The following is a 16,189-nucleotide window of genomic DNA, read 5'->3' on the forward strand; positions in this document are numbered from 1 at the left end:
TGAGACATGGCCTTCTCTTTGCCCCCGGGCCTCGATGCCCGGCTGACCCCGGCCCGCGCCGACCTCGCCGCCACGAGCCTCAAGGGGCTGGTGGACGTGCCCCGCTTCGTGGACGGCGAGATGCGGCGCGTGGCCGTGCCCGTCGCGCCCCTGCGCCGCCGCCCTTCCAGCGACGCCCCGCTTGAAACCGAGGCACTGTTCGGCGAGCGGGTGCGCCTGTTCGAGGAAGATGCGGAAGGCTGGGCCTGGGTGCAGCTGGAGGCGGACAATTACGTGGGCTACATGCCCGCCGAAGCCCTTGCCCCGGAGGGTTCCGCGCCCGCCCACAAGGTGTCCGCGCTGCGGACCTTCCGGTTTCCGGGGCCGGATATCAAGCTGCCGCCCCGCGACGCGCTGGTGTTCGGCAGCCGCGTGGTGGTGCGCTCCATCTCGGGTGGCTTCGCCCTGACGACGGACGGCTGCCTGCCGGCCGTCCATGTGGTGCCCGCGGACGAGCGCGAGGGCGATTTCGTCGCCGTCGCCGCCCGCTTCCTCGGCGTGCCCTACCTGTGGGGCGGGCGCTCCAGCCTCGGCATCGACTGCTCGGGACTGGTGCAGACCGCTCTCGCCGCCACCGGCGTCCGCGCGCCGCGCGACAGCGACATGCAGGAAAAGGCCATCGGCACGGCGATCCCGCTCAATGCGCCCGTCAAGCGCGGCGACCTCCTGTTCTGGCCGGGACACGTGGGCATCGCCGAGGATGGCGAGACGCTGCTCCATGCGAACGCCTTCCACATGGCGGTGGCGCGCGAGCCGCTCGCCGGTGCGCTGGAGCGCATCAAGGCCGCGGGGCTCAACCTCAGGACCATCCGCCGGCCGGGCTAAAGGGCTCCCACGTCCGCCATCCGCGCGTCAGCTGTGGGCGATCACCCGGTCGCGGCCGGCGCGCTTCGCCTCATAGAGCGCGGCATCAGCCGCGGCGATGAGGGCGTCCGGGCTGCCCTCCGCCGTCGGCACCACCGAGGCGACACCGAAGCTCGCCGTCACCCGACGGCGCGGCGCGGCGGGATGCTCGAGGGCGATTTCGGCGAGGAGGCGCCGCACGTCCTCCGCGAAGGCGACGCCGGCGCCAACGTCGGCGCCCGACATGAGCACCACGAATTCCTCGCCGCCATAGCGCGCCACAAGATTGGAGGTGCCGGCCGCCGCCGCCGCCAGCATCCGCGCGACCGCCCTCAGCGCCTCGTCTCCCTGGAGGTGGCCGCGTGTGTCGTTGAAGGCCTTGAAGTGGTCGACGTCCAGCATCACCAGCGTGAGCGGCACACCCTCGCCACGCGCCCGCACCCAGTCCTGCGAGAACTGCACGTCGAAGGTTCGGCGGTTGGCGAGGCCGGTGAGCCCATCGGTCCGCGCCAGCGAGGCGAGGCGCCCGTTCATGGTCCGCAGCTCGTTGTTGCGCTGGGAGAGGCGCCGCGCCATCTCGTTGAAGGCGTTGACCAGAGGCGAGAATTCCGCGACGCCCATGTCGTTCACATGGTCGGCCTCGCCGCGCCCCACCGCCGCGACGGCCCGCGTGAGGCGGGCGATGGGCGCGATCACGATCCGCTCCTCGGCAACCCAGGCGAGCAGCAGGAAGCAGGCCAGCGCGATGAAATAGGCCAGCGCCGTCGAGCGCACCTTGCTGTCGATGGGGCCGACCGCCTTGGCGGTCTCGATGCCCACGGCGATACTGATGGGCAGGTGGCCGAAGCCCTCGAAGGCGAAGATGCGCTCCTTCCCGTCATAGTCCGGCACCCGGACGATGCCGGACTCCTCCGCCGCCACCGCGCGTGTGAGCGGATGATCGGGAAAGCTGTGCTCCACGATGTCCGGCATCGTGGGATAGCGCACGAGCACCGTGCCGTTCTCGCCGATGAGATCCACCACCACACCGAGTTCCACGGCGGTGCCTGCCGCGGTGCGAGACAGCCATTGCAGATCCATCACCACGCCGACCACGGCGCGCAGCGCACCGCGGGGACCGTGTTCGGCCCGCAGCAGGAACACCGAGTTGCGCCCGCTGACCCGCGAGACGAACATCTCGGTCATCACCATACCGTCGGTCGCGACAGCATCGCGGAAATAATCCCGCTCGGAAATGTTCACGCCGAGCGCGAGGGGCGCGTGGGCACAGCGCACCAGTCCGGCCGCATCCGCAATGAAGGCGCCCTGGATGCCGGCCACCTCATCGGCGAGCCGGGACAGCTGACGATTGCAGGCGGCGGGATCCTCCAGCAGGCGGTCCGCCATGCGGGAGAGCACGTCGAGCGCGGTCAATGACCGCGAGATGCCTTCCATCTGGGCGAGCTTGGCGCTGCGGGCGAAGTTGCGCACATCCTCCTCGAGGGCGGAGACCTGCTCCTGCCGCTCGGCCACGAGTGCAAGCATCCGTTCCACCGACAGGGGCACGGCCACGAGGCAGACCAGGAACAGGACGCGCAGGCGCAGGCTCGAACGCCGCCCGCGCGCGGCCGCGCCGTCTCCCCCGTTACGCTCGACCATCCCGGCCAGCCCCCCTGCCGCTCGTGAGCTTCAGCCGAGCCGCATCCTCCTTCTACCTGCTTCTTGATTGGAAAGGGAGATCGGTTCATGTCCTCGTCGGCGGGCGCAGAGCCCGGGCAAAGGCGGGAGCAGCAGCATGAACGACGGCGGAATGGCGCCCGGAAGTGCGGCACAGCTGGCGGCTGTGCGGCGCGACATTGCCGAAAGCTGCGCGGAATCCGGCCGTTCGACCGATGAGGTGACGCTGGTCGCCGTCTCCAAGACTTTCCCGGCCGAGGACATCCTTCCCGTGCTCCAGGCCGGCCAGAGGGTGTTCGGCGAGAACCGGGTGCAGGAGGCACGCGACAAATGGCCCGGCCTCAGGCAGCGCTACCCTGATGTGGAGCTTCACCTGATCGGCCCGCTCCAGTCCAACAAAGCGCGGGAGGCGGTGGCCCTGTTCGACGTAGTCCACACGGTCGACCGGCCGAAGATCGCCGCCGCCTTGGCCGAGGAGATGGCCCGGCAGGAGCGCCGGCCGCGGCTCTTCGTGCAGATCAACACCGGTGCCGAACCGCAGAAGGCGGGCGTGCTGCCCGAGGAGGCCGACGCCTTCATCGCCCAGTGCCGGGATATCCACAGGCTGGAGATCGCCGGCCTCATGTGCATTCCACCGGCCGAGGACGTGCCGGATCCGCACTTCGCCTTGCTCGCTGAAATCGCCGCCCGCAATGGCCTTTCAGGCCTTTCCATGGGCATGAGCGCCGACTTTTCCGCCGCCATCCGCCAGGGCGCCACACACGTGCGCATCGGCAGCGCCATCTTCGGCCACCGCCCGAGCCCGAAGGAGGCTTGAAGTCCCCCGCATTCGCCGCTATAGAGCCCTCCTCCTCGCGAGATGCTCCCATCGTCTAGCGGTCTAGGACGTCGCCCTCTCACGGCGAAAACAGGGGTTCGAGTCCCCTTGGGAGCGCCAAAGCGCAATAAAATCAATAGCTTATGACCGGGTTAGCCAACTCGGTTAGCCAGTGGGTTAGCCACCCCGTTTCTTGCCCCCCGACACCAGCTTGACCACGGCGCGCATGCCGTCGCGCGCGAGGTGCTCCTGCTCGGCCTCGCGCGAGTAGAGTTCGGCGTGTTGAATGTCCGTATGGCCGAGGGTGTCCATGATCTGGCGCGTGGTAGCGCCGCCTTCCGCCAGCATCTTGCCGAGCGTCTTGCGCAGGCCGTGCAGCGTGTAGCCCGGCGGCAGGCCGGCGGACTTGGCCCAGTCGGCCATGCGGCCGGTGAGCGACTTGGCCGAAAAGGGCTCGCCGAAAGCTGTCTTGAGGATGGTCGGGCCGGACAGGTCCGTGGCATCCAGCACCTCGCGCAGCATGGGCGTGATGTCGAGCACCAGAGGGCGCCCCGTCTTGCCCTGCACCAGGCGGATGCTGTCGCCCTCGATGGCGCCCGGCGTGAGCGACACGACGTCTCCCCGCCGGTTGCCCAGCCAGAGGGCCAGCGCATAGGCGAGGCGGGGCGTGGTACCGATGGGCCAGCGCGTCTCGAACTGCTGGCGGGCGGCATCGGGCCACGCCTTCCAGCCCACATAGTCCGGCCTATGCTTGAGCTTGTAGGACGGATCGGTGTCGATCCACTCTTCATCAAGCGCCACGAGGATCATGCGGCGGATCACCACCAGCAGGTGACGCGCCGCGTGGGGGCGGTCGGCCATTTCGGCGATGATGCCTTTCAGGTGGCGCCGACGAAGATCGGACACCAGCACGTCGCCCCACAGCAGATCGGCCTCTTTCGAAACCTTGCTGGCTAGGAAGAGTTCGGCGATGCGGGATTGCCGCTCCTTCGTCTCCGTCTCAAGCCGGGACCACTCCGGGAGGCTCTTCGGCACCATTTTCCAAGCCGCCCGCAGCGAGCGGGGAATGGCGGCAGAAGGCAGTCGGGTGACGGCCCCCTTCGGCTTGGCCGGCGCCGGGCGCCCTTCGACGGCAGCGAGATAAGCGGCCTCGAACGCAGCATCCCCGGGCTCGCCGGGCAACTGGATCGTCTTGCCGCCGCGGCGGAAGCGCCAGCGGGTGCGGCCGTGGCGATCCTTGTACGGGCCGGCGTTTGGGTGGCGCTCGCTCATGCCGCAACGCTACCGCGCAGCGCGACGGCCCTGCAAGGCTTCGTCGATGGCGTTGGGTCGGTGGTTGTCCAGCTCGGAGAAGTGCATGTCGAGCTGCACCCGGTCCCATATGACGCGGCCGTCCACGCGCTTGCCGCGTGGCATGCGGCCGTCGCGCACCATCTCGTCGAATTTGGTGGTGCCGACGCCGATGTAATAGGCCGCCTCCTCGCGGTTGAGGCCGCGCGGCGTCCATGGGATCGCTTCATGCCGGGGCATCGTTGTCTCCCACGAGCACCGCGTCCAGCGCGGCCACCACCTGCGCCCACTCATCGACGATAGCGGCCTCGTCTTCCTCCATGGTGTGGGGATCTAGATGCCCGTCCAAGTCGGTGACGCAGAAGTCCTGCAGCAGTCGGAGCCGTTCGGCCTCGGCCGCTTGACGGGCGCGCCACGCGGCTGCGGCGATATCCTCGATGCGTGTGAGCAGGAGCATGCGCGCGGCGCTGGTCTCGCCGGCGGCCTCGTATTCGGTGACGATGGAAAAGGCGCGATCGAAGGGGGTCATGGGGCCCTCCGGGGGAGATCGTTGTGCTCGCGGCCATCGAGGAGGCGGCCGGCGCGGGCCTTGCCGACGCGTCGCATCACGTGGAAGCGCTCGCCGTGGAAGCCCCGTCCGCCGGCGAGGTTCAGCCAGGCGATGTCGGGCTTGCTGTCATCGAACTTGCGGGCGTAGCCGGCCCGCCAGTCCGGATCTTCATTGTCCCGGTCGACGGCGACTTCCCACGCGCCCCACTGCTTGAAGAAGTAGGGGATGCCGTGCGCGGCGCAGAAGTCGCGGGCGGCGCGATGCCAATCGGGGTGCGTCGGCCGCGCTCTCGGGCCGCTCTCGCCGCCGGAGATGAGGCCGGAGAGGAACTCCCAGCCGGTCCAGTCCACCGGGCCGAGGGCGGGCTCATAGCTGACGAAGGTGCGCCAGCCGAGCTCGGCGAGGCTGCGCAGGTCGCGCCGGCGCTCATCGGCCCGACGCTGGTCCTCCACCGAAACACCAATCAGCACGTTGGGTAAGGGCCACCCATGGACTTCGCGCGCGCCACCGCTGAAACTGTACCAATTGGCATAGATTTGCGCGAGCAAGTCCGGCTGCCGAATAAATCTGCGCATGCGGTCGTTGCGCTTGGTGAGGATCTGGAAGTCGTGCTGGTGCGCGATGGCCATCACCGTGAACACGTGGAGGATGTCTTCAACCCGCACCGCCGGGTGGAACAGGTCCGACATGGAATTCACGAAGATGGAGCGCGGCTTCTTCCAGTCCAGCGGCTTGAACAGCGCCGGGCGGTGCAGGGAGACCTTGCCCGTCCATACGGGCCCGGCGGCGCTGGGCTTGGTGGTGCCTGCATAGGCGGCCTGCCCCATGGCCTCGAGGCGCGCCGCCATGCGCATGGCATAGCAATTCGTGCAGCCGGGCGAGACGAGCGAGCAGCCGACGATGGGATTCCACGTGGCGTCGGTCCACTCGATGGCGGATTTGTCAGCCATGGGTGCTTCCCTCGGGCCGGGCAGCGCAGGTGACAATGCGGCGCTGGCACTGGAAGCCGTCGCGCCATTCCCATGGGGTGGCGGCGGCCTTGCCTTCAGCGACGAGGGCGTCCACGTCGGCGATCTCCTGCGGGTCCGCCCATTCTTCCTGAATGAGCCGCCGCCCCGCCGCGAGCCCGGCTTCCATCTCGGATCTGGTCATAAGATCACCCATGGGCGCCTCCCTCGGGTCGGGCGGCGCGGATGATCTCGGCACGCGTGGCGCGCTCGCCGGCGAGGAAGCCGGCCTGGAATTGCTTCTCCAGATCGCCCACGGCCTCGATGCGGCCGACCGCGTAGCCGACAAGGAAGGAGAGGACCATCAAGCCGATGGTGACGGGGTCTGTCATGGCAGCACCATGGCGCCGGCGATCTCGGCGACGGCGGTCCAGATGCCGAGGGCGGCCACGATGAAGACGCCCGCCGCGCTGGTCAGGAGGGCGATGGCGCAGAGCTTCCACAGCCCGGTGATGATGATGTCTAAGTCGCCCATGGCGCGCCTCACCCGAACGGGATTTCATCGTCGGGGCCGGCCGGAGCGGCCCCGTAGCTGCCTTCGTCGGGAGCGGGCGCGCGCTCGGTGGAATCGAGGAGGGTCAGCTCGCCACGGAAGGGCTTGAGGACCACCTCGGTGACATAGCGGTCTATGCCCGCTTTGTCGGTCCACTTGCGGGTGGCGTTCTTGCCCTCGACGTAGACCTTCGAGCCCTTCTTGAGGAACTTCTCGACCACCTCCACCAGGCGATCGTTGTAGACGACCACCTGGTGCCACTCGGTTTCCTCCCGGCGCTCGCCGGTGGCCTTGTCGCGCCAGCTCTCGGAGGTGGCGACAGAGAAGCTGGCGATGCGACCGCCGGCCTGGGTGCGGGCTATCCTCGGGTCTTTGCCGAGGTGGCCCACGAGGATCACTTTGTTGACGCCGGCCATGGGTCAGGCCTCCTGAAGATAGGGTTGGTGGCGGCTGCGACCGGCAGGGCGAAACTCCACAAGGGCGGCATCGCCTTTGACGTACAGCGGATGTTTCGGGTGGCCGGCCTTTGTCAGGCCGAGGGCAAAGCGCAAGCGGCTTCCAAGCCAGCCGAGCGCCGTCTCGTCCTGGCCGAGGTGGGCACCGTGGGCGCCCCAAGCGCAGACGATTGTCCCGAGGGTCCGGCTTGGGGACAGCACGCTCTGGAATGCGCGGCTGTTGTGCTCGCCGACAGGATCTTGATCGTGGGTGAGCGCCAGCAATTGCCTGGGCTCCGTTGCCCGATAAGCAAAGAGGTTGAGCACCTCCAGCCGGTCAAACCCCCACGCCCTCGCAAACCCGACACAGCGGCGGATCGTCGGATCATCCTGCTCGCCATCCGCTGTAGAGGGGTTAAGCATGATGAACACACAACACTTCGGCTCGCCCAGCTGGTGGCCCGCGCCGTCAACGACTGGTGTCCCGTCGTCGTTGGTCCACATATCCCACTGCGCTGGCGCAGGGTGGTTCCGCCACTCGCGCCACAAGCGATAGCGATAGGTTCCACAAGGGGAGACTTCGGCGCCGGCGCTGATGTACTCCATCGTTCAAACCCTCAGAGGCATGACGACCCACAGGGCGCCGGCCTCGGCCGGGTTGCGCCACAGCATGGGATCGCCGGGGGAGGACATGCGCACCTCGACAGCGTCGCCGGGGAGCGAGCGCAGGGCATCGAGGGCGTAGCGGGCGTTGAAGCCGATGGCGTAGCCGTCAGCGATGGCATCGGCCTCGGCGCCATCGAGGGCCTCGGCGGCGGCGTTGGCGCCTTCGCCGCGCGCGGAGAGGGACAGGGCGCCGCCTTCCATGGCGAGCTTGACGGATCGGGCCTTGCCGTCCGCCATGATCATCACCCGCTCGATGGCATCGGCGAACGCGGACGGCGGCACCTTGAAGCCCGAGGCGCCCTCCCCGGGCACGACCCGCAGATAGTCCGGGAAGGTGCCGTCGATGAGCTTGCTGGTCAGGGCGATGCCGCCGCCGGCGATGGAGATGCGGGACTTGTCCACGCTGATCGCCAGCTCTTCCTTGGACTGGCCCCACAGGCTGCGCGCCGTCTTCACCAGCGTGCGCGGCAGGATGACGCCGAGCATGCCCTCGGTGCCATCAGGCGCGTCCACGTCGCGCAGCGACAGGACGTGGCCGTTGGTGGCCACGGCGCGAAGCTTGTCGCCCTTGCGGTGCAGGTAGACGCCGCAGAGGTAATAGCGGGTCTCCTCGCTGGAGATCGCCATCTCGACGGCATCCAGCAGGCCGATGAAGGCGTCGGCGGCGAGGGCGAAGCTCGTCTTGCCGCTCTCGACCTGGGGGATGGGCGCCAGCGGCGTGCCGAGGGTGGGGAAGTCCGACGCCGGCAGCGTCTGCAGCTTGAAGCGGGCGCGGCCGTATTTCACCACCAGGTCCGTGCCCTTCTCGGCGAGGGTGGCCGTGGCATCCTTCGGCGCTTTCTTCAGCGCGTCGGAGAGGATCTGCGCCGGCGCCGTGATGGCGGCATCCTCTTCCACCTCGGCCGGCACGGTGAGGGTGACGGACAGGTCCAGATCCGTGGAGGTGACCACCAGATGCCCTTCCCCGCCCGGCGCCTTGCGCGTCTCCACCAGCATGTTGGAGAGGATGGGGATGGTGTTGCGGGCGGGCACGATGGCGGCGGCGCTCTGCAGCGCGGCGGCGAGGGCTTTGGCCGGGATGGTGGCCTTGAGCTTGCCGGAAGCGAGGACGCGCGGCGTCATTTCGCGCCTCCCTTCTTCTCAGCGGGAGCGCGCTCGGGCGGCCACGGAATCGTCCGCAGATCAGCCGCGCATGCATCGAACTTCTTCCAGAGGTGCGGCTGCGGAACATCGGGGTGGGGAACCGTGGTAGCCACGAGGCCCCGGAAAACCTCGACCACATCGTCAATCGGCTTCTTGAGGCGGGGCGCGAGCACGATCGAGCGCTTCAGGCCTTCCATCATCTGCCGCAGGAGAGCCGGAGAGGCGCCAGCGGTCAGGTCGGCAAGCGTATCCAGTGCGTCGTCCGGGAACTCGAACGGCAGCGAATAGCGCTTCAGGATGGCATAACGCTCCTCGCTGCCCGGCAGATCGACCGAGATCTGCATCCCGAAGCGGCGCCACATAGCCGTGTCGAGATCTTCTTTGCGGTTGGTCGCCGCGAGCAGAATTCCCTCGAAGCCCTCCACCCGCGTCAGGAGGGTGGTGAGCGTCAGGTTCCGATCCTTATCGGTCCCATGCTCGCTACTAGACCTCTTGCTGCCGAGCGAATCGAACTCGTCAAGGAAGAGCACGCACCCATTCTTGATCTTGTCGATTGCGTCGAACAACTGGCCGATGTTGTTCGCGCTTTCATTCATGTACTTGGATGTCATGCGGTCAGCCTGGACCGTGACCAGAGGTAGACCGAGCCGTGCAGCGAGATGATGCGCGAGCGTCGTCTTGCCGGTGCCCGGCGGGCCATAAAGGAGCGCTGTGGAGCGCGGCTTGAGGCCGACGCTTTCCAGATCCGGGCGTGCCCGGATCTCGGTGAGCCATTCATAAATGGCGTAGCGCGGGCCGGGCGCGAGGATCGGCTCCTCGGCATCGCGAGGCAGCAGGATGGTGGCGAACTTTTCCACCTGATCGAGGCCGGCGGAAATATCCGGCTTGCGGGTGCGGGCGGGCTCGCTCACGGCTGACCCTCCGCGTTGCTCTTGCGGGGCTTAGCGGGTGCCTTGGCGCCTCGCTTGGTCGCGCTCTTCGGCCCGCGCTTTGCGGCTTCCTTGGTCGCGGCCGTCTCCGCCTGCTTGCGCCTGGTGCGCTTCACCAGATCGTCCAGCCGTTCGGCGGCGTCCCCTTCCGGCTGCGCGGCGGACGGCGCATAGGGGTCCTTCCACGGGGCATCGGACGCAGGCTCGCCGGGCGGCGGAAGCGGCCAGTCGTCCCCGCCCTCGTCGCTCTTGTCTTCTGCGCCCCGCTCTTGCGGATCGTCGAAGGGCAGGCCCTCCTGGTCGGGGTCCACGTCGCTCGCGGATGCGGGCGCTTCGGCCGACACGCCGCCGTCATCGTCCCGCCTGTCGCCCTTGGCGGGCTTCTTCGCCTTGCGGCGCCATGCTGCGGGAATGTCCATGCCGTCCGAGCCGGAGGCCGCGCAGAAGCCTTCGTCCCACGCGGCGCGGCGGGGATCGCCGGCCGTATAGGGGTTGTCGATGATGCGCACGCCGGCGCGGAACGCTTCGCCGCCCTCTTCGCGGGCTTCTTCGACGGTGCGCATGACCTCCTCGGCGTGGGCCGGAGGTTCGGGCGCCGGCTCGGCGTTGGGCTCCTCCTTCATGAGGCGCTCGCGGGCGGCGTCGCCCAGCGGTGTGCCATCGAGGAGGCCGCACGCGGCCTCATAGATCTCGGTGAGTTCCTTCTCCAGCCTGCGCTCGGCGGGAGTGAGTCGACGCAAGGCGATCATCTTCGTGATCATCTTCACGTCGAAGCCGGCGGATTTCGCCTCCGCCTTCACATCCTTGATGTCGTCGGCGATGGCCTTCTTCTCTTCCTCCAAGCGCTCAACGCGCTCGATGTAGGAGAGGAGGCGCGCCTTGTTCACGACGCTCATGCGACGCTCCTGAGGCTGGCGGGAAGGTGGAGGCGCAGCTCGGAGACGAAGGCCTCCTCGGCCTTCGGCCACGGCAGCGCGCGAATGCGGGTGCCCATGGGCAGGTTGCGCCCCCGCGGCGGGGTGAACACATCGCGCGGCATCAGATCCCGCCACTCGGTGATGAAGGCGCGGAAGTCGGCCGCGCGCAGGGCCTCGGCCACCTCGCGGGGCGGCGGCCACGGCAGGCCGGCGGCGGCATGGATGGCCGCGTCGTGCATCTCGACAATGCTGGCGAGCACCTCGCGCCCGTTCAACACGGCGAGCGCTTCCTTGAGGGGCGAGGAGATGTCGCCGAGATAGGCCTCGTGCGCGTCGTGCAGCAGGCCGTAGAGCCGCATGTTCGGGGGCAACTGCGACGCAACCAGCACCGAATGCTGGGCGACCGAATAGAAGGTGTGCCCGGCACCGACGAAGCGGCACAGCCGGGCGAGGTGGGCCGCGATGTCGCGGAAGTCCACGTCCGCGGGGCTCGGGTCCAGCAGGCGCCAGCTGCGGCCGGACGCGGTAGTCACGAAGATGTCGCGGGTGGGCGCCGCGGGCGCGCGTTGGGCCATGGGTCAGAGGCTCCGCAGGAGGAAGATGAAGAGCGCGGCGAGAACCCCGCCGGCGAGGAAGACGGGCGCGAGGCGCACCTCGGCGCGGGGCGGATCGCCGAAGCCGATGGGGAGGCGGCGGGCGCCGGCCTTCTCCAGACGGCGGGCGACGGCGCAAGCCTCGGCCTCGGATCGCACCGCGCCCCGATAGGAGAGGCGCGTGTAGGCCAGAGGCGTAAGCGCGCTGGCCGGCGGCGGGCGGCGCAGTTCGCCTTGCATGGGATGGCCGGGAGGCATGTCAGAGCCCCCCGGTCTTGTGGGCCTGCAGCGCGTCGATCACGCGGAACAAGGCGAGGCCGGCGACGATGCCGAAAAGCAAGCCGAGGAAGAAGCCGGCGGAGAAGATCTCAGCCATGAGCAGCCCCCTCCCCGTTCGGCGCCCGCGCGTCGATGGCTTCCGCGGCGAGAAGGCACAGCAGGAGCATCACATCGGTGTCGCAGGTCACCTGCCTGGACCCGCGCCGGTCGGCGGCGAGCGTCAGGGTGGTGACCTCATGAAGGCCGCCGCCGCTGAGATAGGCCTGGGCGGCATCGAGGCCGGGTCTGCTCCCCGCAGCGACGGTACACACCGTGGGCACGGTGATCTGCTCGCCCATGCTTTCGCGGATGCCGGCCGTCTGCTGTTTGGAGGTGAGGGCTTCAGCCATGGCTCGCCTCGCTGACCTGGGCGAGAGCGTCATCAATGGGCAGGGCTCTGGCCCGTTTGACCATCTCGATCGCGACGGAGAAGGCGATTTCAGCGATGATCGCGCCGGTCGGCACGCCCTTCTTCAGCGCCGCCGCCTCAGCCCTATCGAGAACCGCGCGATTGGACATGAGCCCAACGAGAGCCTGCCCGGCGTAACGGTCGCGCAGGCTCTCATCGGCATGTGGGTCTTTGATGCGCTCAGCCATGGCCCACCTCGCCGAGCGGGCCGAGGCGCTTGCGGGCGGCGGGGCCGAGATCGCGGAGCTGGTCGGGGGTCCAGCCGATGCGCGTCAGCTCGTCTTCGGTGGCGGAGCCGGTGAAGGCCGCCAGCTCGCGCATGTCCTCGGCGAGGGCGGCGACGAGATCGCACGCGGTGCGGGGTGGGCGCGTCGCGCTGTGCGGAAGGGTCGGTCGGGGGGTGGGCATGGGTGCGCTCCAAAGCGGGAAACGGAGCGCAGCCTAAATGCGGTTAAATCCCCGCGTCAAGAGGCATGCGGTTATTTAACCGCTCACACCCGCAGGCGAGGGGCGGCCATAATTGCAGCCGGCGATTGAAGGGGGCGGCTTTGAGGTTGAGGCTTGCGGTTCTCGGCGCGTTGGCGCTGGGCGGGTGCGCGGGGTCGCAGGAGCACCTGCGCATGCTTGAAGCGGACCATGCCATTTCGGTCATGCCGGCATCCGCGCCGGACCATGATTTTGTCGTCAGCATCCGCAACCTGGTCGATGTTGGCTACGACCCCGACGACAAGGCGACGCGCGACCGGACGGCGCTTCAGTTCATGCAGGCGCAGTGCCCCCGCGCCACCATCGTGGGCGAAACGCCGATCTCGACGGGCCATTACATGGGCGGCCGCGCAGCGAAAACCTATGCCATCAAGATCAAGTGCGGCTGAGGGGTTTCGCCACGATGGAATTTATCGCGATCATGATGGTCGGGGCCATCCTCAACGGCTTGCTCGCGTCGGCGCGAGGCCGCAGCGTAGCTGGGTGGGCGCTTTTCGGCGCCTTCTTTCCCCTCATCAGCCTGCTCATCCTGGTGCTGCTGAAAAACCCCAAGGCTGAGGCGGAGAAGGCCGCTGCGGTGGCTGCTGCAAACGCCGATTATATGCGCCGGGTGGAGGAGCACCGCGCGGCTGTGGAGCTTCAGCAGTCGGAAAAGACGTGCCCGCGCTGCGCCGAGACGGTGAAGAAGGCGGCCCTCGTCTGCCGGTTCTGCGGCCACGAGTTCGCGCCGGCGGGCCGCGCCTAGACGCCGAACAGATCCTTCACCGTCATCACCCGGTGGATGGCAGTGACGAACTGCAGCGGGATTTCGATGGTCGCAAGGGGGTTGTACTGTTGCAGCACAAGGTGCGAGGCAGTGCGCTTGCGAAGCACCTTGATGTAGGCCTGCCCCGGATCGTCGTCGTGATTGCGCGTCTGGACGATGACGCTGTCGTCGATCTGCGGACGCTCCAGCGGGTTCACGAAGCACAGGTCGCCGGGGAGGTGCTTCGGCGCCATGGAATCGCCCACGACGAAGATCGCATAGGCCTTGTCGTTGCTCACAAGTGCCGGCGGCCGGCGCACCAAATCAATCACTTCGTGTTCCAGCCGAAACCCATCCACCTGGCGGATGACGGACCCTGCGGCAGTGCCCATCACCGGCAAATCTGTCCGATACCCATTGCGCGAAGGTAAATCGACGGGCGCGGGTACGATCTCGGACCCCTGCGGGAGAGGGATGGTCGGAACCTCCGGCTGATCCGGCTCAGCCTCCTCCGGGCCGGTGCCAGAGACGAGCCATTCGGCCGAGGTGCCGAGCACGGGGGCGATGCGCTGGATCGTATCCGTGGAAACGCCGCGCTGGCGGCCCGACTCGATGCCGCGCCGGATGGAGCGGATCACGTCGCGCGAAAGGCCCGCCTGCACGCCAACGCTGCTCTCGCTCAGGCCGAGGGCGGCGATGCGGCGCATGATGCGGCCCAGAATTTCCTCGCCAGTGCTCATAACGCGGGAGAATACCCGCGCGTTGTGCGGGGGCCTAAAGGGTAAATCCCCGCACATGGCGCTTGACAGTGCGGTTAAATACCCGCAATCCTGCCGCCCCATGACGCTCGTTTCACAGCTCCTCATCGTCACCGATGCCTACAGCCGGGCGCGCGGACTGTCCCAGTCCCGCGTGGCCACCCTGCTGTTCAACGACGGAAAGAAGCTCGCCCTCCTGCGGGCCGGCGGCGATCTCGTGACCGGCTCCTACGAGCGTGCTCTGGCCTGGCTCTCCGACAACTGGCCCGACGACACGCCTTGGCCGCATGAGGTGCGCCGCCCGCAACCGCGCGCGAGCGCGCCGGAGATCGGCGAGGGCGGCAGCGAGGGCCGGAGTGGTGAGGGTGCGTCTGGCCATGAGGCCAAGGTGGCGGCTGGTACCGCCACCGTCACCGCGAATGATGCGGGAGGTTTCGCATGAGCGACAAGCTCGCCCGTCCTCACCGGGAAGCCGACTATCTCGCGCTTAAGGGCGCCACGCGGCGCCTTGTCGAGGCCTGTGGTGGCGTCGAGAGCGCGGCCGCGGCGACCCGCACCGGCTTTCAGGCGCTCTCGAAGTATGGCCGCCCGCAGGAGCCCTTCTTCGCCCCCATCGACGTGGTGGCGGACCTTGAGGCTGACGCCGGCGTGCCTCTGGTGACGCGCGCGCTCGCCGCGCTCTGCGGCCATGTGCTGGTGCCCCTGCCTCGGCCCGAGACGGGCACGGGGCGCTGGTATCGTCACATCTCCGAAGTGGCGCAGGACGCCGGCGCCGTGGTGGCGCGGCTCGGCGCGGCGCTGGCCGATGACGGGGAGGTTTCGCGCGCCGAAGCGCGGGCACTGGCCCTGCGCGAGCATGTGCGCCACGCCATCAAGGAACTGGCGGCGCTGGACCTTGCCCTCGAACGGCTGGAGAAAGGGGACGGCGATGCGGCGTGAGCCCTGCTATGCCCGGCGCGAGGTGGCGCCCATTGAGCGCGTCGTCTGGCGCATCCGCACCCTGCATCCTTTCCGCCCCCTGGTGCTGGTGGACGGCCAGCGTCCGCCGCTGACGCTGGACCGCGTGGAAGACGTGACGCTGGCGCGCGTGCGCTTTCTTGAGCGGGTGGCGGCGTGAGCGACGCTGGATGGCCCTTCGGTGCCCTCGCCATGTTCGGCTATGACGTGATCGTGGCCGATCCGCCGTGGGACTTCGCGCTCTATTCCGAGGCGGGGGAGGCGAAGTCCGCCAAGGCGCACTATGCCACCATGCCGCTCGATGCCATCGCCGCGTTGCGCGTGGGCGATCTGGCGCGGGGCGATTGCCTGCTGCTGCTGTGGTGCTGCGAATGGGTGCCGCCGGCCGGGCGGCAGGCTGTACTCGACGCCTGGGGCTTCACCTACAAGACGAGCCTCATGTGGCGGAAGACGACCGCCAGCGGGAAGGTGCGCATGGGGCCGGGCTACCGGGCGCGCACCATGCACGAGCCCATCCTGCTCGCCACCATGGGCAACCCGCGGCACCGGCCGTTCCCCTCGGTTATCGACGGCGTGGCGCGCGAGCACTCGCGCAAACCCGAAGAGTTCTACGCAGCCGTCGATGCCTGCTGCCCCGACACCCGCCGCGCCGACCTGTTCGCGCGTCAGGGGCGGCCGGGCTGGGAAGGGTTCGGCGACGAGATGAAAAAGTTCAACGTAGCCTCTAAGCCATGATCCGACGCTCAATGAACAAATTCAACTCGCGGGATGAGCTTACGAACTTTCTCGACACACTCAATGAGCCAGTCGGAATGAATAGCGTACGCGCCATTTGGGCTTCCCGCTGCTTCTGGCATGATGCTCACGTCCCAATTGAAGGGTACAGCATCGGTGTGCACTTGGATGATCGCGAATCGGAGCGGGCTAGTCGGAATTTTTTCCTTAAAGAGCTGAACTATTTCGAAAGACACGTTTTCAGGGTAATAAAGCTCTTTAGCTCCGCCATACACGAGCGTATTGCCCGCTGCGTCGGTCGGCATCTCTTGGACGGCTTTGAGAAGCTCGCATTTGGCAACTTCCGCCTGAGCTTCCCGCAGCTTCTTCTCATCATCGCTCATGTAAACACTCCTGTATCTATC

At 68.1% G+C, this 16,189-nt stretch carries 28 protein-coding genes and 1 tRNA gene; 9 read left to right on the plus strand and 20 right to left on the minus strand.

The window, feature by feature from the left end:
• Positions 1–6: 6 nt before the first annotated feature.
• A complete protein-coding gene (locus D7006_RS19265; protein WP_237354183.1) occupies positions 7–864 on the plus strand; it encodes a C40 family peptidase in 858 nt (285 codons plus the stop codon).
• Positions 865–891: 27 nt separating this feature from the next.
• Here D7006_RS19265 and D7006_RS19270 read toward each other — a convergent pair whose 3' ends face one another.
• On the minus strand, positions 892–2,520 hold the full coding sequence (locus tag D7006_RS19270; protein ID WP_237354184.1) for a diguanylate cyclase: 1,629 nt from the start codon (positions 2,518–2,520) through the stop codon (positions 892–894).
• 136 nt (positions 2,521–2,656) lie between these two features.
• Here D7006_RS19270 and D7006_RS19275 point away from each other — a divergent pair, with 136 nt between their 5' ends.
• Together D7006_RS19275 and D7006_RS19280 are read left to right on the plus strand one after the other, a co-directional pair.
• On the plus strand, positions 2,657–3,355 hold the full coding sequence (locus D7006_RS19275) for a YggS family pyridoxal phosphate-dependent enzyme (protein WP_237354185.1): 699 nt from the start codon (positions 2,657–2,659) through the stop codon (positions 3,353–3,355).
• 44 nt (positions 3,356–3,399) lie between these two features.
• Positions 3,400–3,475: transfer RNA gene (locus D7006_RS19280), tRNA-Glu, on the plus strand.
• Between the two features lie 57 nt (positions 3,476–3,532).
• On the opposite strand, the gene D7006_RS19285 is transcribed toward D7006_RS19280, so the two are convergent.
• From D7006_RS19285 to D7006_RS19365, 17 genes are all read right to left on the minus strand, one after another.
• On the minus strand, positions 3,533–4,627 hold the full coding sequence (locus D7006_RS19285) for a tyrosine-type recombinase/integrase (protein WP_237354186.1): 1,095 nt from the start codon (positions 4,625–4,627) through the stop codon (positions 3,533–3,535).
• A 9-nt stretch (positions 4,628–4,636) separates the two neighbouring features.
• Entirely contained in the window at positions 4,637–4,885 is a 249-nt protein-coding gene (locus D7006_RS19290) for a hypothetical protein (RefSeq protein WP_237354187.1), read from the minus strand.
• Positions 4,872–5,174: a hypothetical protein gene (locus tag D7006_RS19295; protein WP_237354188.1), complete on the minus strand. Its 303-nt coding sequence runs from the start codon at positions 5,172–5,174 to the stop codon at positions 4,872–4,874. Before D7006_RS19295 ends, D7006_RS19290 begins: the two co-directional genes overlap by 14 nt.
• Positions 5,171–6,145 carry a DUF5131 family protein gene (locus D7006_RS19300; protein ID WP_237354189.1) on the minus strand — a complete coding sequence of 325 codons (975 nt, stop codon included), beginning with the start codon at positions 6,143–6,145 and terminating at the stop codon, positions 5,171–5,173. Before D7006_RS19300 ends, D7006_RS19295 begins: the two co-directional genes overlap by 4 nt.
• On the minus strand, positions 6,138–6,359 hold the full coding sequence (locus D7006_RS19305; protein ID WP_237354190.1) for a hypothetical protein: 222 nt from the start codon (positions 6,357–6,359) through the stop codon (positions 6,138–6,140). The genes D7006_RS19300 and D7006_RS19305 overlap by 8 nt, the downstream gene beginning before the upstream one ends.
• The gene (locus D7006_RS19310) at positions 6,352–6,534 is read right to left on the minus strand and encodes a hypothetical protein (protein WP_237354191.1); all 183 of its coding nucleotides are present in this window, start codon (positions 6,532–6,534) and stop codon (positions 6,352–6,354) included. Before D7006_RS19310 ends, D7006_RS19305 begins: the two co-directional genes overlap by 8 nt.
• Complete coding sequence (locus D7006_RS19315; RefSeq protein ID WP_237354192.1) at positions 6,531–6,677, minus strand: hypothetical protein; 147 nt, start codon at positions 6,675–6,677, stop codon at positions 6,531–6,533. Before D7006_RS19315 ends, D7006_RS19310 begins: the two co-directional genes overlap by 4 nt.
• A gap of 8 nt (positions 6,678–6,685) precedes the next feature.
• On the minus strand, positions 6,686–7,111 hold the full coding sequence (gene ssb, locus D7006_RS19320; RefSeq protein WP_237354193.1) for a single-stranded DNA-binding protein: 426 nt from the start codon (positions 7,109–7,111) through the stop codon (positions 6,686–6,688).
• A 3-nt stretch (positions 7,112–7,114) separates the two neighbouring features.
• Entirely contained in the window at positions 7,115–7,735 is a 621-nt protein-coding gene (locus D7006_RS19325; RefSeq protein ID WP_237354194.1) for a DUF1643 domain-containing protein, read from the minus strand.
• 3 nt (positions 7,736–7,738) lie between these two features.
• Positions 7,739–8,917, minus strand: coding sequence for a DNA polymerase III subunit beta (gene dnaN, locus D7006_RS19330; protein WP_237354195.1), 1,179 nt, complete (start codon positions 8,915–8,917; stop codon positions 7,739–7,741).
• Positions 8,914–9,849, minus strand: a complete 936-nt coding sequence (locus tag D7006_RS19335; RefSeq protein WP_237354196.1) for an ATP-binding protein — start codon at positions 9,847–9,849, stop codon at positions 8,914–8,916. Before D7006_RS19335 ends, dnaN begins: the two co-directional genes overlap by 4 nt.
• Positions 9,846–10,763 (minus strand): DUF2312 domain-containing protein, encoded by a 918-nt coding sequence (locus tag D7006_RS25445; protein ID WP_371744966.1) that lies wholly within the window; start codon positions 10,761–10,763, stop codon positions 9,846–9,848. The genes D7006_RS19335 and D7006_RS25445 overlap by 4 nt, the downstream gene beginning before the upstream one ends.
• Entirely contained in the window at positions 10,760–11,359 is a 600-nt protein-coding gene (locus D7006_RS19345) for a hypothetical protein (RefSeq protein WP_237354197.1), read from the minus strand. The genes D7006_RS25445 and D7006_RS19345 overlap by 4 nt, the downstream gene beginning before the upstream one ends.
• 3 nt (positions 11,360–11,362) lie before the next feature.
• On the minus strand, positions 11,363–11,635 hold the full coding sequence (locus D7006_RS19350) for a hypothetical protein (protein ID WP_237354198.1): 273 nt from the start codon (positions 11,633–11,635) through the stop codon (positions 11,363–11,365).
• Between the two features lie 110 nt (positions 11,636–11,745).
• A complete protein-coding gene (locus D7006_RS19355; protein ID WP_237354199.1) occupies positions 11,746–12,045 on the minus strand; it encodes a hypothetical protein in 300 nt (99 codons plus the stop codon).
• On the minus strand, positions 12,038–12,292 hold the full coding sequence (locus tag D7006_RS19360; RefSeq protein WP_237354200.1) for a hypothetical protein: 255 nt from the start codon (positions 12,290–12,292) through the stop codon (positions 12,038–12,040). The genes D7006_RS19355 and D7006_RS19360 overlap by 8 nt, the downstream gene beginning before the upstream one ends.
• Complete coding sequence (locus D7006_RS19365) at positions 12,285–12,512, minus strand: hypothetical protein (protein WP_237354201.1); 228 nt, start codon at positions 12,510–12,512, stop codon at positions 12,285–12,287. The genes D7006_RS19360 and D7006_RS19365 overlap by 8 nt, the downstream gene beginning before the upstream one ends.
• A gap of 212 nt (positions 12,513–12,724) precedes the next feature.
• Between D7006_RS19365 and D7006_RS19370 the strand changes: the two genes are divergently transcribed.
• Together D7006_RS19370 and D7006_RS19375 are read left to right on the plus strand one after the other, a co-directional pair.
• Positions 12,725–12,979, plus strand: coding sequence for a hypothetical protein (locus tag D7006_RS19370; protein WP_237354202.1), 255 nt, complete (start codon positions 12,725–12,727; stop codon positions 12,977–12,979).
• A gap of 14 nt (positions 12,980–12,993) precedes the next feature.
• The gene (locus tag D7006_RS19375; RefSeq protein WP_237354203.1) at positions 12,994–13,335 is read left to right on the plus strand and encodes a zinc ribbon domain-containing protein; all 342 of its coding nucleotides are present in this window, start codon (positions 12,994–12,996) and stop codon (positions 13,333–13,335) included.
• Here D7006_RS19375 and D7006_RS19380 read toward each other — a convergent pair.
• Positions 13,332–14,042: a S24 family peptidase gene (locus D7006_RS19380; protein WP_237354204.1), complete on the minus strand. Its 711-nt coding sequence runs from the start codon at positions 14,040–14,042 to the stop codon at positions 13,332–13,334. The genes D7006_RS19375 and D7006_RS19380 overlap by 4 nt on opposite strands.
• Before the next feature lie 133 nt (positions 14,043–14,175).
• Between D7006_RS19380 and D7006_RS19385 the strand changes: the two genes are divergently transcribed.
• From D7006_RS19385 to D7006_RS19400, 4 genes are read left to right on the plus strand one after another with little or no spacing between them, the layout of a single operon-like run.
• Positions 14,176–14,535, plus strand: a complete 360-nt coding sequence (locus D7006_RS19385) for a hypothetical protein (RefSeq protein ID WP_237354205.1) — start codon at positions 14,176–14,178, stop codon at positions 14,533–14,535.
• A complete protein-coding gene (locus D7006_RS19390) occupies positions 14,532–15,032 on the plus strand; it encodes a phage regulatory CII family protein (RefSeq protein ID WP_237354206.1) in 501 nt (166 codons plus the stop codon). Before D7006_RS19385 ends, D7006_RS19390 begins: the two co-directional genes overlap by 4 nt.
• Positions 15,022–15,210 carry a hypothetical protein gene (locus tag D7006_RS19395; protein WP_237354207.1) on the plus strand — a complete coding sequence of 63 codons (189 nt, stop codon included), beginning with the start codon at positions 15,022–15,024 and terminating at the stop codon, positions 15,208–15,210. Before D7006_RS19390 ends, D7006_RS19395 begins: the two co-directional genes overlap by 11 nt.
• Positions 15,207–15,785 (plus strand): MT-A70 family methyltransferase, encoded by a 579-nt coding sequence (locus D7006_RS19400; RefSeq protein ID WP_237354208.1) that lies wholly within the window; start codon positions 15,207–15,209, stop codon positions 15,783–15,785. The genes D7006_RS19395 and D7006_RS19400 overlap by 4 nt, the downstream gene beginning before the upstream one ends.
• Before the next feature lie 8 nt (positions 15,786–15,793).
• On the opposite strand, the gene D7006_RS19405 is transcribed toward D7006_RS19400, so the two are convergent.
• Positions 15,794–16,168, minus strand: coding sequence for a hypothetical protein (locus tag D7006_RS19405; protein ID WP_237354209.1), 375 nt, complete (start codon positions 16,166–16,168; stop codon positions 15,794–15,796).
• Positions 16,169–16,189: the final 21 nt, after the last annotated feature.

The sequence above is a fragment of the Xanthobacter sp. YC-JY1 genome (assembly GCF_021730305.1).
Lineage (GTDB): Bacteria > Pseudomonadota > Alphaproteobacteria > Rhizobiales > Xanthobacteraceae > Xanthobacter > Xanthobacter flavus.

Excerpts from the sequence above, each read along its gene's own strand:
- D7006_RS19265 (WP_237354183.1), top strand. The coding sequence starts at position 7 with ATGGCCTTCTCTTTGCCCCCGGGCCTCGATGCCCGGCTGACCCCGGCC.
- D7006_RS19270 (WP_237354184.1), bottom strand. The coding sequence starts at position 2,520 with ATGGTCGAGCGTAACGGGGGAGACGGCGCGGCCGCGCGCGGGCGGCGT.
- D7006_RS19275 (WP_237354185.1), top strand. The coding sequence starts at position 2,657 with ATGAACGACGGCGGAATGGCGCCCGGAAGTGCGGCACAGCTGGCGGCT.
- D7006_RS19285 (WP_237354186.1), bottom strand. The coding sequence starts at position 4,627 with ATGAGCGAGCGCCACCCAAACGCCGGCCCGTACAAGGATCGCCACGGC.
- D7006_RS19290 (WP_237354187.1), bottom strand. The coding sequence starts at position 4,885 with ATGCCCCGGCATGAAGCGATCCCATGGACGCCGCGCGGCCTCAACCGC.
- D7006_RS19295 (WP_237354188.1), bottom strand. The coding sequence starts at position 5,174 with ATGACCCCCTTCGATCGCGCCTTTTCCATCGTCACCGAATACGAGGCC.
- D7006_RS19300 (WP_237354189.1), bottom strand. The coding sequence starts at position 6,145 with ATGGCTGACAAATCCGCCATCGAGTGGACCGACGCCACGTGGAATCCC.
- D7006_RS19305 (WP_237354190.1), bottom strand. The coding sequence starts at position 6,359 with ATGGGTGATCTTATGACCAGATCCGAGATGGAAGCCGGGCTCGCGGCG.
- D7006_RS19310 (WP_237354191.1), bottom strand. The coding sequence starts at position 6,534 with ATGACAGACCCCGTCACCATCGGCTTGATGGTCCTCTCCTTCCTTGTC.
- D7006_RS19315 (WP_237354192.1), bottom strand. The coding sequence starts at position 6,677 with ATGGGCGACTTAGACATCATCATCACCGGGCTGTGGAAGCTCTGCGCC.
- ssb (WP_237354193.1), bottom strand. The coding sequence starts at position 7,111 with ATGGCCGGCGTCAACAAAGTGATCCTCGTGGGCCACCTCGGCAAAGAC.
- D7006_RS19325 (WP_237354194.1), bottom strand. The coding sequence starts at position 7,735 with ATGGAGTACATCAGCGCCGGCGCCGAAGTCTCCCCTTGTGGAACCTAT.
- dnaN (WP_237354195.1), bottom strand. The coding sequence starts at position 8,917 with ATGACGCCGCGCGTCCTCGCTTCCGGCAAGCTCAAGGCCACCATCCCG.
- D7006_RS25445 (WP_371744966.1), bottom strand. The coding sequence starts at position 10,763 with ATGAGCGTCGTGAACAAGGCGCGCCTCCTCTCCTACATCGAGCGCGTT.
- D7006_RS19345 (WP_237354197.1), bottom strand. The coding sequence starts at position 11,359 with ATGGCCCAACGCGCGCCCGCGGCGCCCACCCGCGACATCTTCGTGACT.
- D7006_RS19350 (WP_237354198.1), bottom strand. The coding sequence starts at position 11,635 with ATGCCTCCCGGCCATCCCATGCAAGGCGAACTGCGCCGCCCGCCGCCG.
- D7006_RS19355 (WP_237354199.1), bottom strand. The coding sequence starts at position 12,045 with ATGGCTGAAGCCCTCACCTCCAAACAGCAGACGGCCGGCATCCGCGAA.
- D7006_RS19360 (WP_237354200.1), bottom strand. The coding sequence starts at position 12,292 with ATGGCTGAGCGCATCAAAGACCCACATGCCGATGAGAGCCTGCGCGAC.
- D7006_RS19365 (WP_237354201.1), bottom strand. The coding sequence starts at position 12,512 with ATGCCCACCCCCCGACCGACCCTTCCGCACAGCGCGACGCGCCCACCC.
- D7006_RS19370 (WP_237354202.1), top strand. The coding sequence starts at position 12,725 with ATGCTTGAAGCGGACCATGCCATTTCGGTCATGCCGGCATCCGCGCCG.
- D7006_RS19375 (WP_237354203.1), top strand. The coding sequence starts at position 12,994 with ATGGAATTTATCGCGATCATGATGGTCGGGGCCATCCTCAACGGCTTG.
- D7006_RS19380 (WP_237354204.1), bottom strand. The coding sequence starts at position 14,042 with ATGCGCCGCATCGCCGCCCTCGGCCTGAGCGAGAGCAGCGTTGGCGTG.
- D7006_RS19385 (WP_237354205.1), top strand. The coding sequence starts at position 14,176 with ATGACGCTCGTTTCACAGCTCCTCATCGTCACCGATGCCTACAGCCGG.
- D7006_RS19390 (WP_237354206.1), top strand. The coding sequence starts at position 14,532 with ATGAGCGACAAGCTCGCCCGTCCTCACCGGGAAGCCGACTATCTCGCG.
- D7006_RS19395 (WP_237354207.1), top strand. The coding sequence starts at position 15,022 with ATGCGGCGTGAGCCCTGCTATGCCCGGCGCGAGGTGGCGCCCATTGAG.
- D7006_RS19405 (WP_237354209.1), bottom strand. The coding sequence starts at position 16,168 with ATGAGCGATGATGAGAAGAAGCTGCGGGAAGCTCAGGCGGAAGTTGCC.